Genomic DNA, 12,579 nt, shown 5'->3' with positions numbered 1-12,579 from the left:
ATACCGGAACACAGGGAGATCGATTCATGGCTGAACGTATTGCACTCATAACCGGCGGAAGCCGCGGCATCGGTGCGGCGATTGCCGAAGCGTTGGCCGCAGACGGTTACGATGTCGCTTTTTCTTTCGCGAGCAATGCGGGACGCGCCGCGGAAGTGGCCGACATCATCCGCGCGAAAGGGCGGCGAGCGCTGGCGATCCAGGCGGATGGCAGCACCATCGATGGCAACAGGGCGGTCGTCGCGCAAACCGTCGCCGCATTCGGCCGGATCGACGCGCTGGTCTGCAACGCCGGCACCTATCCCTACGGTTTGATCGAGACGATGACCGTCGAGGACATCGACCGCGCGCTGACGTTGAATGTGCGGGCCGTGATGGTCGAGACGGCCGAGGCGGTAAAGCACATGCGCGAGGGCGGGCGACTGATCTACATCGGATCGGCCTTCGGCGAGCGGTCGCCGTTTCCCGGAATTTCGGTCTATTCCGCGACGAAGGCGGCATTGCCCGGCTTTGCGCGTGGGGTTGCGCGTGATCTCGGACCCAGGGGCATCACTGCCAATGTCGTGCAGCCTGGTCCGATCGATACCGAACTCAACCCCGCTGACGGGCAGGCGGCGGATGTGTTGCGCAGCTTCGTGGCGACGGGCGCCTATGGCACGGTGGGCGATATCGCGGGCGCCGTGTCCTTCCTGGCGTCACCCGCGAGCCGATACGTAACCGGGACCGTCCTGACCGTGGATGGCGGTCTCTGCGCCTGACGCATTGTGGGCAGGAACTGCTTGAAAGATAAACCGATCATGGAAACACTCTCCGAAACGTATTGCTGTGGTGGCCGGCTTGGCTTCTACAGGCATGCCTCCAGCGTACTTGGGCTGGAGGCGGCATTCGGCGTGTTCCTGCCGGAGGCGGCATTGTCAGGCACGTCCGTGCCGGTTGTGCATATTCTGGCCGGACTGACCTGCAATCACGAGACCTTCCTGATCAAGTCCAATATCGTGCGGTTCGCCGCGCAACATGGCATTGCGCTTGTCGCGCCGGATACATCGCCGCGAGGCGCGGATGTGCCGGGGGAGGACGATGCCTACGATCTGGGAACGGGGGCGGGTTTCTATCTGGATGCCACGCGCCCGCCATGGGCGGCGCATTATCGCATGGGCAGTTATATCGCTTCCGAATTGCCGTCCCTGACGGAAGGAGTATTCCCGTTGAACGGTGCGCGACGGGGCATCATGGGTCATTCCATGGGCGGCCATGGCGCGCTGGTGCATGCTCTCGGCGCACCCGGTTTCTGGAAATCGGTGTCCGCGTTTGCGCCCATCGTGCATCCCGCCGCCGTCCCATGGGGAGAGAAGGCGTTCGGTGCCTATCTGGGCGAGGACCGCTGGGCATGGGACGCATGGGACGCGACGGCGCTGCTTCGGTCAGGAAGGACGCACCCTGAAACGATATTGATCGATCAGGGGCTGGCGGATCAGTTCCTCGCCCGCGAATTGCAGCCGGAGGTCTTCGAGGACGCTGCCCGGATTGCCGGGCAGGAGCTGAATTTGCGCCGGCAGGCACATTATGATCACTCTTACTGGTTCATCCAGACATTCATTGAAGATCATATGGCGCACCATGCGCTCATTCTGAAAAGCTGACGATCATGCTGCGTTATGTTTTCGGCGTCCTGATACTATTGGCCGGCTGCGCGACGCAGGCGCCGCAGGGGCCGGCACTGCATCCGACGGCGCATGCCGATTTTCATCACGATACGCTGGCCCTGACCTGGCAACCCGGCTTCTGTGCGGTTGGAAGCGGTTGCTTGCCGGATCAGCCGCGTATCCCGCTCATCGGCCTGCATGGGCTGTGGGCCTCCGAGCCCGGGACGCTGGAAGCGCGCAACATTCCCGTGCAGGCGTGGTGGCGGGACGGTTGCTCCCTGCTTGAGCAGGAACAGGATGTCACGCCGATACTGGATGCACCGTTGCAGAACCAGCTTGCGACGATCGTGCCGCATACGACCCATCCGCTCGTGCCGCATGAGTTCAACAAGCATGCACGCTGTTTCGGTTATCAGCCTGGACCGTTTTTTGCCACGGCGGCCGCTTTACGGCTGAAATTCGCACAGTCAGCGATCGGTGCATGGTTGTCCGCCCGGGCCGGGACGATGGTGTCGCACGCCGCAATGCTGTCGTTCTTCGATCAGGCCACGGGCAATGTCACGCCACGTGCACTGCAACTGCAATGCAGCCGGGACCATCAGGGACACGTGGTGCTGACCCAGATGTGGTTCACACTTCGGCCGGATCGGCTGGATGTGTTCCCGAAGGCGGCTGCCTATATCGCGTCGCCCGAGCCGCAGGACAATTGTCCGGCACAGTTCCTGCTGCGCCGCTGGTAAGCGGTCATTCGCCGAGGAGATGCAGCACGATCTCCCGGCGATGCGGCTGGCGGCGGTGTTCGAACAGATAGATTCCCTGCCAGGTACCCAGCACGGGGCGGCCGTCCATGACCGGAATGGTCAACTGTATGTCCGTCAGCATCGAACGCAGATGCGCGGGCATGTCGTCCGGGCCTTCGTCGTCATGCACGTAGTGGCGCGATTCCGGCACGAGGTCTTCGAAAAAATCGGCGATATCCCGACGGACCGTCGGATCGGCGTTCTCCTGAACCGTCAGGGACGCCGATGTATGGCGACACCAGAGTGTCAGGAGCCCATCCGAAATGCCCGTCTCGTTCACCCAGTCGCAGATGGGCCGGGTGATCATGGTCAGTCCCTTGCCGCGCGTATCGACCGTCAGGCGATGGAAAGCCTGTCGCATGCCGTTCTCCCTTCCGCCGGTTAACGGAGGAACCCAACCAGGCGTTCCGCCTCGGTGACGATCGGCTCGCAGATGGCCTCCGCTCTTGAGGCGCCGTCGCACAGGATCGCCTGCAAGTGACCGGGATCCCGCAGGAGCCGACGCGTCTCGTCGGCGACGGGACCGAGTTTGGCCACCAGCACCTCCGCCAGGGCCTTCTTGAAGGGGCCGAAGCCCTCTCCGCCAAAGCGCGCCAGAACCTGCGCGGACGTCTCATCCGACATGGCGGCGTAGATGGCGACGAGGTTGCGGGCTTCCGGCCGCCCTGCCAGTCCGGCCTCCTCGGACGGCAGCGGCTCGGGGTCGGTCTTGGCGCGCCTGATCTTCAGGGCGATCTCGTCCGGCGTGTCCGTCATGTCGATGCGGCTCTGCGCCGAAGGATCGGATTTCGACATTTTCTTTGTGCCATCCCTCAGGCTCATGATGCGCGCGGCACCCGGCGGGATCAGCGGTTCGATTACGGGAAAGAAATCGACGCCATAGTCGTGATTGAATTTTTGGCCGATGTCGTTGGCGAGTTCCAGATGCTGGCGCTGATCGTCGCCAACCGGAACGCGCGTGGCGTGGAAAGCATGGATATCGGCGGCCATCAGGCTTGGATAGACATACAGGCCGGCGGAATGATTTTCGCGGTCCTTGCCGGCCTTGTCCTTGAATTGCGTCATGCGATTGAGCCAGCCGAGGCGGACCACGCAGTTGAACAGCCAGCCCAGACGCGCATGCGCCGAGACGGCGGACTGGTTGTAGAGGATATGGCGCGTCGGATCGATGCCGGCAGCCAGCAGGCAGGCCGTCTGGCCGAGCGTCTGCTCGCGTAGCGCGGCCGGATCCTGCCAGACTGTGAGCGCATGCATGTCCACGAGGCAGAAGACACAGTCATGATCGTTCTGGAGCGTGACCCAGTTGCGGATCGCACCGAGATAGTTGCCAAGTTGCGGGACGCCGGTCGGCTGGATGCCGGAAAAAACACGTTGCATGGAGCATGTTTTCGGATGCGTTTGCCGGATGGTCAATGGCGCCGGGAAGCGAATTCGTGCGCAGGACCGATTTGGATCGGTAACTTAATATTCCCTTACGTGTGATTCACGCTTCTCACATGCCGGGGAGATTAGGGTTTTCGGCCTTTCGAAACAGCAAAACACGGCCTTACGCTCGACCCGTCACAATCAAATCGATGACCTGCGATTGCCGCCACGACAGGCCTTGCGGTGATCCTGATCGATGAAGCGGAGAATGACGCCATGTTGCAGAAAGCACCCCACCAGAAAACGCGGAATCCCCTGAAGGAGCTGGTGGCGCTCGGTCAATCGCCCTGGCTCGACTACATCAATCGCACGCATACCGAAGAAGGCGAACTTAAACGATTGGTGGAAGAAGACGGCCTGCGCGGCATGACGTCCAATCCGGCGATCTTCGAGAAGACGATGGGCTACGGCCATGCCTACGATGCACAGATCAAGTCGATCCTTGCCCGGCGCAAGGTCGGAGCCGGTGAATTGTATGAGGAGCTTGCGGTTACGGATATCCGGGCCGCCTGCGATACGCTCCATCCGGTCTTCGAATCCTCCAAGGGGCAGGATGGGCATGTCAGCATCGAGGTCTCGCCTCATCTGGCGCATGACGCGGAAGGAACCATCAAGGAGGCGCGTCGTCTGTGGAAGGCGGTCGACCGCCGCAATCTGATGATCAAGATTCCGGGGACACCCGCCGGCGCAAAGGCGATCGAGCAAGCGACGGCGGATGGCATCTCGACCAACGTCACGCTGCTGTTTTCGCAAAAAGCCTATCACGAGACATTCAATGCCTACATCAAGGGGCTGGAGCGTCGTGTCGCCGACGGGGAGGATGTGTCGCGGATCGCGAGCGTCGCGTCATTCTATATCGGGCGCGTCGATCTGCTGGTGGACGAGCAGATCGACCGGAAAATTGCCGCGAAGGACGTGCATACGAATATTCTGCGCGCCCTGCGCGGCAAGATCGCCATCGCCAATGCGACGCTCGCCTATGCGCACTGGCAGGAGGTATCACGCTCCGACCGCTGGCGGAACCTCGCCGCTGCCGGGGCGAACGCACAGCGCCTGTTATGGGCCAGCACCAGCACCAAAGATAAAACCTACAGCGATGTGATCTATGTCGATGAGCTTATTGCGCCCGATACGGTCAACACCATGCCGCTACCGACCTTCGAGGCGTTTCGCGACCATGGCAATCCGTCCGAACCGATGGTGATCGACGTTGCCGATGCCAAAGCCAAACTTGATGCGCTGGCGAAGGGCGGTATCGACCTGCATGCGATTACCGACAAGCTGCTGAGAGACGGTCTGGCGGGCTTCAACGAGGCTTTCGACAAGTTGCATACCGTTCTGAAAGGCAAGATCGAGGCGCTTGCGGCCTGATACGGGATAGTTGTTGAAACGCGGCCGGCCAAAATCAGGTCCGGCCGCGTGAAACCTTCAGATCTTCTGACCGGCGTAGAACGCGCTGACATCATGCCATAGCGCCGCGCGGCTGGCCGGGCGGGAGTAGAGCATGTGGCCACCCGGGTAGAGATGCAGGCTGACCCGATCCGCACCGACCGGAATATGATCCTTCGTCCAGCGCGTGGTGCCGAAGGGGCAGGCCATGTCGAAATACCCGTTGGCAATGAACACATGCAGGCTAGGATCGAGCGCCAGCAGTTTACGCAGGACCGGGATCTGCTGCGTGAGCGGCGTGCCGGGCTCCCCGAAATTCCAGGCACTGTTCACCTTCATGCTCAGCAGATCGTAGGTCAATTCGGTGCGGAAGCCGAGTTCGTTGGCGACGTAGCCCGAGAAGGCATTGCCGTAAGCGCGACCGTAGCCGGAAAGGGTCATCTCCGGGCTGTTGCCGTTCTCAATCCCGTCCGGATACGGATCGGCGATGGTTTGCGTGAAGTCGTAGAGGCCATGGAGGCGGCCGCCCCGGCTGCGCACGTCATGGGCCATGGCGCTCAATGCACCGCGCTCTTTTGCCACGATGGCTTCAGGAATGCCGGTGCGCTGGGCGATTTCGGCGTAGAAGCGGTGCGCGGCATCACCCTGCGGCGGCGTATTGGCGAGAGTCGAAAGATAGGGACCGAGCGCATAACGATAGGCATCGTCGATCGTTTGTGACGAAAGCTGATGGGTCTCATCGAGATGCGCGGCGATGAAAGTCGGCAAGGCCATGGCTGAGGAGAGCGGATTATCCGTGTCGTCGAGGAAGCTCATCTCGATCGCCGGCGAGAGCATGACGATGCCGTTAACAATCAGGTTCTGCTGCTCCTGCAGCGCATTGGCGACCTGGATCGAGCGGATGCCGCCATAGCTTTCGCCAACGAGATAATGCGGCGATGCCTGACGTGCGTTGGCGCCGACCCATAGTTCGATGGTCTTGGCGAACGCGCTGGCGTCCTGCTTCACGCCATAATAGGCCTTGGCGGCCTTCGCGGGGTCGAGCGGCTTGCTGTAGCCCGTCCCGACGGCATCGATGAACACCATATCGGTCGCTGGAAGCCATGTATCGGGGTTGTCGACCAGCTTCGCGCGGGCGCCGTCTGTCGAGTCGTCCGAAGGAAATTGCAGCGTTTTCGGACCGGCGGCACCAAGATTGAGGTAAGCGGTGCCAGCACCCGGTCCGCCATTGAAGAAGAAGGATACCGGTCGGTTAGCGGCGTTGGCCCCGTCCTGCGTATAGGCAATGTAGAATACCTTGGCCGACGGCTTACCGTCGTCATCGCGCAGGGTGAGGGTGCCGGCATGGGCGGTATAGGCGATGGCGTGGCCGCCTGCCGTCAGATGATGCTTCGTGACCGCATCCGCCGGCAGGAGAGCGGCGAGGCTGTCCTTTGCATCCGCCGGTTTGTCGACGGCCCAGGACGGCGTGGTCAGAAGGGCCGGGGCCAGAAGCAGGGCTGCACGTATGGGATATTTCATATCCACATCGTAGCGAAGCGATTTTACGTTGAAAATATGCAATTGGCCGCTTCGAAGCCAAGCCAAACAAAAACCGCCTTCCTTGGGAAGGCGGTTTTTGCGTTGAGCCTCTGGGCAGATTTTAGAATTCGGCCTGAACCGAAATATTGAAGCTGCGACCGATAACGGCATCGTAATAACGCTGCAACGAGCCGACATAAGGATATTGCGGCTTGGCATCGAACACGTTGTTCATCGAGAAATTAACATTGTAATGTTGTGCGAACTGGTAGCCGGCGGACATGTTGAACATGAAATACTGCTTGAACGTATCGTTCTGGTAAACATTGTTCAAGACGTTCAGCGCGTATTTGGATTTTCCATAATACTGCATCTGCCACTGGAAGTTGAATGGCCCACGATAATAGTTGAAGTTGGCTGTGAAGTTGTCCTGTGGCACGGCGGTGCTGCCGTACTCCGTGTAGCTGGCTGCCAGATAGGTCTGTGTATAATTGACGTAGTGAACATAATTGACGGTCGTCACCAGTTCGCCGGCCGTATCGGGCAGGCCAACGCGGCGTAGCGGCAGATCATATGTCAGCGACGATTGCAGCGCCTGCATATGCGACTGGGCGATGTTGTAATAGCCATCGTTGAAATCGGTGATCTGGTGAGACGCGGAATCACGCGTGAACGCGTTGCAAACGTTCTGCCCGCTGAGATTGACGTTCGGATAGCTGGCGGAATCGTAGCAGGCATCCATGAGATCCTGCACGCCGAGCGAAACGATCTCATGCTTCAGCAAGACATCCGTGAACATCGACTGGATGGACAGGCCGGGCACCCAGCGCGGTGTCAGCAACACGCCGCCTTCGAAGCTGTTCGCCGTCTCGTTGCGCAGATGCGAATTGCCGGATGCTGTGCCAAGCACCGTATAGTTGTTGATGTTCGACTGGAAGCCGCCCCGTGGAATACCGGCTTTGGCGCAGTTGGCGGCGCGGGTTGCGGGGTTTGGTCCGGAGTCGATGAACTGCGTCGAGCAGGGGTCGTTGCCGTAGTCGTAGGATGAGCCACGCGGCGCATAGAGTTCCATGACGGATGGCGCACGGAGCGCGTGGGTGTAGTTACCCTTGAAGGTTATGTCGCGCGTGGGCGAATAGGCGCCACCAGCCGAATACGTGACGAAGCCACCCGTGGCGCTGTTGTAGACGTAACGCGCGGCACCATGAGCAGCGAGATTGTAAACGCCCGCCATGTGCATCTTCGGCGACACCAGCGGTACGTCGAGTTCCCCGAACGCTTCATGCGTGTGGTATGCGCCGGAGGTCGGCATTACGGGGATAAGGGCGCCATAGGGCGCATACTGACCATTACCTATATCCTGGCCCTGTTCGAATGCACCCGGGTTGAAGTCGAACCCTTCGCGGCGGTGTTCGTAGCCGAGAACGTACCGGATATCGCCGGCGGGCAGCGTTGCGATCTTGCTCTGGACGTTGGCGATGATATCGAACTGCGCGTTGAGCTGCGTCTGACTTGTCGAGGCAGTGATATAATCGGTGGCCGCCCTGCTGGCCTGTCCGACACCGAAGGGGTTAAGCGGGGAGCAGTTCGATGACACGGTCGCAAGCGGTGAACTGGTGTGGGGCGCGCAGACGATTTGCCCACTTGCGTTGGTGGTTGCGTCGAGCGCGTTTTCGTAATTCTGCGTGACGATTTCAGGCTGGAACGTCCGGGAATAGGATTGGCCATAAGTGCCGATGGCCTTCCAGACAAAATTGCGGTGTCCGAGATTGAAGTCGCCGTCCAGGTCGCCCACGAAGCGGAACAGACGATTATCGGTAATGAACCGGTCAAGTGCATAGTCGGCGCTGTTGCGCGCGAGATAGAATGTGTCGGTCGGCGACCCATTCGCCTTGAGGGCGTTGACGATTGTCGTGCGTTCGGCGCTCGTCAGGTAAGGGTTACTGGTGCTGAGCGCCAGGTTGCCATTGGCGTTGCCGGTCGTAGGGTCGGCTGGCCCGACCATGGCGCTGCCGAAAAGTGCCGTATTGTAATAGCCGCTCGTCGAGGCGCCGACGGACTCGCCCTGTTGGTAAAATCCTTCGATTTTTCCGTGCAGGTGTGGCGTGAAATCATATTTCATGATCGACGTCAGGTTCAGACGTTGCCATGGCGACATGATGTTGCCGTAGGCATTCTGGGCGTAGCCGTTACCGCCGAACGCGTCGATCCCGTCGCTGCTGGGCGTTCCCGGATTGAAAGGGATGAGGCTCTTGCCGTTGTGGCTGAAAATCAGGTTCTGCCCTGCCGCATTGGTCACGCCAACGTCGTTCTGCCCCAGGTAAGTGGGCAAGCCATCAGCGACGGCGGGTATGCCGGACGTCGTATAGATCGTGGAGCGTGAATTGCGGCCGAGAACATATTGATATTTCCCGTTCGCATTTGGGTTCTGGAGATAGACCTGCTGGTTCTGCCCTGCCCAGTACGAGCGGGACGAGACCGGCAATGCGTATTGACGGTTCCATTCCGCGTCGAAGACGACGCTGCCACGATCATGATCGAAATGCGTGCCGGTCAACAGGGACAGCTGATAATTGCCGTCATCGCGCCTTTGGGTGAAGCCGCCTTGGCCGTTGACGCGAACGCCCTGGAAATCGTCGATCAGCTGATAGTTGATCGTGCCGGCGATGGCGTCCGAACCGTAGATCGGCGCGCCGCCGATTGCCATCGTATCGACTTTCTTGACCATCGACATGGGCAATACCGAAGCATCGACAGGCGATCCGCCCACAGCACCGAACATCGAGGAAGACGCATCGGATACGAAGCGCATGCCGTCCACGAGGCTGAGCGTACGCTGGGCGCCGAGGTTGAACATATTGGGCAGGAATTGTCCGGCGCCATATGAACCCTGGGTGCCGACCGGACTGTTGGTGGCCGTTGCGAAAGCCGGGTTCTCGGCCATCAGGGCCATACCGAGATTGTTGTAGCCGCGTTTACGCATCTGCTCCGCGTCGACCGTGGTCGTCGGGAACATGTCTGAAATCTTGTTCTGTGTGATGCGAGAGCCCGTGACGGTAATCTGTTCGCTACCATTGCCGGCAGAACCAGATGCCGCAGCATTCGCGATTACCGCGCTGTTCGCGTTGCTGCGGTTGTTGATTGTCGTGGTCGCCGTTGTATTGGGCGCCGGGCTGGTTGCCGCCGGAGTGGTGGTGGCCGGGATGGCGGAGTTTGCTTTTCGGACTGGCTTTTTTGTCTTCGCGTGCGTTGTGTGACGAGCGTTTGTTGCGGCAACGGCAGCTGAACACAGCGCGGACGATGCGAGGAGCGTTGTGGCAGCGGCCGTCGTCAACAGCAGACGGCAGCGCGAAGAGCCTATCCGATACATTGAGTTTCTTTCGAAAGTGGAACCATTTCCGGAAAATAACGAAATGTATCTTGCTCGCCTAATGAAAATCCGAGGCTTGCGCAGGTTTGCTATCGGATGTTGTGGATTGGCAACATTGTGTGACAGAGGCCCCTCTGTTGCCAATGAGTTCAAAAAGTTGGAAATCCGGAAGGAACGATTGCGCGTGCAGTTCCCTTGTAACTGCCGCCATGAACAACCATTCTGCATCCATGTCGACATCCGCCCGTTCCACCATCCAGAATGTCACCGAGCATCGCCTGACAGGCTTCAAGCCTGAGCGGCAGCCCGCCAAGGCGAAGACACGCAAGCTTGTCGTCAAATCGGAATATGAACCGGCGGGAGACCAGCCCACGGCGATTGCCGAGATGGTACGCGGTGTGGGCGAGGGGGAGCGCGATCAGGTTCTGCTGGGCGTGACGGGGTCCGGCAAGACATTCAGCATGGCCAAGGTGATCGAGGCGACGCAGAAGCCGACGCTGATTTTGGCGCCGAACAAGACGCTTGCGGCACAGCTTTATGGAGAGATGAAGCAGTTCTTTCCAGATAATGCGGTGGAATACTTCGTTTCGTATTACGATTACTATCAGCCGGAAGCTTATGTTCCACGGTCGGATACATATATCGAAAAAGACAGCCAGATTAACGAACAGATCGACCGTATGCGCCATGCCGCCACACAGGCCCTGCTGGAGCGCAACGACGTCATCATTGTGGCATCCGTCTCCTGCATCTACGGCATCGGGTCGGTCGAAACCTACTCGCGGATGGTGGTGCGGCTGGAAGCGGGCGGCACGATCGACCGCGATCGACTGATCAAGGCACTGGTCGAACTTCAATACCGACGGAACGATGCGGCATTCGAGCGCGGCACGTTTCGCGTGCGGGGTGAGCAGATCGATATCTTCCCGGTGCAGAACGAGGACCGCGCTTGGCGCGTCTCGCTGTTCGGCGATGAGATCGACGAGATCACGGAGTTCGACCCGCTGACGGGCAGCAAGACGGCCGATCTGTCCGAGATCAGCGTCTATGCCAATTCGCACTATGTCACGCCGCGCCCGACGCTCAATCAGGCGATGATCGGCATCAAGGACGAACTGCGGCAGCGGTTGGCGCAATTCAATGCTGAAGGAAAACTGCTGGAGGCGGAGCGTCTGCAACAGCGCACGACATTCGATCTGGAGATGATCGAGACGACGGGTGCCTGTAAGGGGATCGAGAATTACTCACGCTACCTTTCCGGTCGTGGCCCGGGCGATCCACCGCCGACGCTGTTCGAATACCTGCCGGAAGACGCGCTGCTGATCGTCGATGAAAGCCATGTCACGGTGCCGCAGATCGGCGGCATGGAGCGCGGCGACTTCGCGCGTAAATCCATTTTGTCGGAGTTCGGTTTCCGGCTGCCGTCCTGCATCGACAACCGACCGCTGAAATTCGAGGAATGGGAGTCCTTCCGGCCGCAGTCCATCTTCGTCAGCGCCACCCCGGGTAAGTGGGAACTCGAACGGACGGGCGGTGTGTTCGCCGAGCAGGTTATCCGCCCGACGGGCCTGATCGATCCGGTGACGATCGTGCGCCCGGTCGAGGGGCAGGTGGATGATCTGCTGGCCGAATGCCGCGAGACGATCGGCAAGGGTGGGCGCGTGCTGGTGACGACGCTCACCAAGCGGATGGCGGAGGATCTGACGGATTATCTCGGCGAGGCCGGGATCAAGGTGCGCTATCTGCATTCGGACGTCGATACGCTGGAGCGGATCGAGATCATCCGCGATCTGCGTCTTGGCGCATTCGATGTTCTGGTCGGCATCAACCTGCTGCGTGAGGGGCTCGATATACCGGAATGCGCGCTTGTGGCGATTCTGGACGCGGACAAGGAAGGCTTCCTGCGCAGCCGGACCTCCCTGATCCAGACGATCGGGCGCGCCGCGCGTAACGTGGATGGCCATGTGCTGCTTTATGCCGACAAGATGACGGACAGCCTGACATTTGCCATTGAGGAGACCGCGCGTCGCCGAGCGAAGCAGACCGAATGGAATGAAGCGCACGGTATTACGCCGACGAGTGTGCGCACCAAGATCGGCGATGCGCTGTCCTCGATTTTCGAGCAGGACTACGTGACGGTCACGCCAGACAAGGGGGGCGATACGCAGGAATTTGTCGGCAAGTCGCTCGCCGGGTCGATCCAGGATCTGGAGAAGCGTATGCGGGAGGCGGCCGGCAATCTCGATTTCGAACTGGCGGCGCGTCTGCGCGACGAAATCAAGCGTCTCGAAGCGGTGGAACTGGGGATCGAGCCGCCGCCGGTGGCCGTGTCCTCGCGCGCGAAAGCGGACAAGACGCCGCGACCGCTTGGTCCCGGTGGTGGCGGTTACGATCCGGCCAAGAAACGCCGTGGGCGTCGATAAGGAAGAGG

Annotated in this window: 10 protein-coding genes and 1 pseudogene; 6 read left to right on the top strand and 5 right to left on the bottom strand. The window is 60.2% G+C overall.

Annotated features, from left to right (window positions below; genetic code table 11):
- Positions 1-26: 26 nt before the first annotated feature.
- The 3 genes from A0U93_RS04025 to A0U93_RS04015 are packed head-to-tail and all read left to right on the top strand — an operon-like array spanning position 27 to position 2,383.
- A complete protein-coding gene (locus A0U93_RS04025) occupies positions 27-758 on the top strand; it encodes an SDR family NAD(P)-dependent oxidoreductase (RefSeq protein WP_077806211.1) in 732 nt (243 codons plus the stop codon).
- Positions 759-797: 39 nt separating this feature from the next.
- Complete coding sequence (fghA, locus tag A0U93_RS04020; RefSeq protein WP_077806210.1) at positions 798-1,640, top strand: S-formylglutathione hydrolase; 843 nt, start codon at positions 798-800, stop codon at positions 1,638-1,640.
- A 5-nt stretch (positions 1,641-1,645) separates the two neighbouring features.
- Entirely contained in the window at positions 1,646-2,383 is a 738-nt protein-coding gene (locus A0U93_RS04015) for a ribonuclease T2 family protein (protein WP_077806209.1), read from the top strand.
- 4 nt (positions 2,384-2,387) lie between these two features.
- Here the strand turns inward: A0U93_RS04015 and A0U93_RS04010 are convergent, their stop codons facing one another.
- On the bottom strand, positions 2,388-2,804 hold the full coding sequence (locus A0U93_RS04010; protein ID WP_077806208.1) for a secondary thiamine-phosphate synthase enzyme YjbQ: 417 nt from the start codon (positions 2,802-2,804) through the stop codon (positions 2,388-2,390).
- A gap of 20 nt (positions 2,805-2,824) precedes the next feature.
- Positions 2,825-3,820, bottom strand: a complete 996-nt coding sequence (trpS, locus tag A0U93_RS04005; protein WP_077806207.1) for a tryptophan--tRNA ligase — start codon at positions 3,818-3,820, stop codon at positions 2,825-2,827.
- 231 nt (positions 3,821-4,051) lie between these two features.
- Between trpS and tal the strand changes: the two genes are divergently transcribed.
- Positions 4,052-5,239: a transaldolase gene (tal, locus tag A0U93_RS04000; protein ID WP_245825087.1), complete on the top strand. Its 1,188-nt coding sequence runs from the start codon at positions 4,052-4,054 to the stop codon at positions 5,237-5,239.
- A 57-nt stretch (positions 5,240-5,296) separates the two neighbouring features.
- Here tal and A0U93_RS03995 read toward each other — a convergent pair whose 3' ends face one another.
- From A0U93_RS03995 to A0U93_RS17090, 3 genes and pseudogenes are all read right to left on the bottom strand, one after another.
- On the bottom strand, positions 5,297-6,778 hold the full coding sequence (locus A0U93_RS03995; RefSeq protein WP_077808316.1) for a S10 family peptidase: 1,482 nt from the start codon (positions 6,776-6,778) through the stop codon (positions 5,297-5,299).
- 121 nt (positions 6,779-6,899) lie between these two features.
- The gene (locus A0U93_RS03990; protein ID WP_373319270.1) at positions 6,900-8,900 is read right to left on the bottom strand and encodes a TonB-dependent receptor domain-containing protein; all 2,001 of its coding nucleotides are present in this window, start codon (positions 8,898-8,900) and stop codon (positions 6,900-6,902) included.
- Between the two features lie 546 nt (positions 8,901-9,446).
- Positions 9,447-9,794: pseudogene (locus A0U93_RS17090) on the bottom strand (TonB-dependent receptor plug domain-containing protein); the annotation flags it as partial.
- Here A0U93_RS17090 and A0U93_RS16360 point away from each other — a divergent pair.
- Positions 9,793-10,035: a hypothetical protein gene (locus tag A0U93_RS16360; protein ID WP_169852695.1), complete on the top strand. Its 243-nt coding sequence runs from the start codon at positions 9,793-9,795 to the stop codon at positions 10,033-10,035. The pseudogene A0U93_RS17090 and the gene A0U93_RS16360 overlap by 2 nt on opposite strands.
- A 343-nt stretch (positions 10,036-10,378) precedes the next feature.
- On the top strand, positions 10,379-12,571 hold the full coding sequence (gene uvrB, locus A0U93_RS03985) for an excinuclease ABC subunit UvrB (RefSeq protein WP_077806205.1): 2,193 nt from the start codon (positions 10,379-10,381) through the stop codon (positions 12,569-12,571).
- Positions 12,572-12,579: the final 8 nt, after the last annotated feature.

Source organism: Neoasaia chiangmaiensis (assembly GCF_002005465.1).
Classification (GTDB): domain Bacteria; phylum Pseudomonadota; class Alphaproteobacteria; order Acetobacterales; family Acetobacteraceae; genus Neoasaia; species Neoasaia chiangmaiensis.
The sequence above is the reverse complement of the archived record's forward strand: the minus strand, read 5'-3'. Positions and strand labels throughout refer to the sequence as shown.

Coding starts and splice junctions, on each gene's coding strand:
- trpS (WP_077806207.1), bottom strand. CDS start 3,820: ATGCAACGTGTTTTTTCCGGCATCCAGCCGACCGGCGTCCCGCAACTT.
- A0U93_RS04010 (WP_077806208.1), bottom strand. CDS start 2,804: ATGCGACAGGCTTTCCATCGCCTGACGGTCGATACGCGCGGCAAGGGA.
- fghA (WP_077806210.1), top strand. CDS start 798: ATGGAAACACTCTCCGAAACGTATTGCTGTGGTGGCCGGCTTGGCTTC.
- A0U93_RS03995 (WP_077808316.1), bottom strand. CDS start 6,778: ATGAAATATCCCATACGTGCAGCCCTGCTTCTGGCCCCGGCCCTTCTG.
- uvrB (WP_077806205.1), top strand. CDS start 10,379: ATGTCGACATCCGCCCGTTCCACCATCCAGAATGTCACCGAGCATCGC.
- A0U93_RS03990 (WP_373319270.1), bottom strand. CDS start 8,900: ATGAAATATGATTTCACGCCACACCTGCACGGAAAAATCGAAGGATTT.
- A0U93_RS16360 (WP_169852695.1), top strand. CDS start 9,793: ATGTCTGAAATCTTGTTCTGTGTGATGCGAGAGCCCGTGACGGTAATC.
- A0U93_RS04025 (WP_077806211.1), top strand. CDS start 27: ATGGCTGAACGTATTGCACTCATAACCGGCGGAAGCCGCGGCATCGGT.
- A0U93_RS04015 (WP_077806209.1), top strand. CDS start 1,646: ATGCTGCGTTATGTTTTCGGCGTCCTGATACTATTGGCCGGCTGCGCG.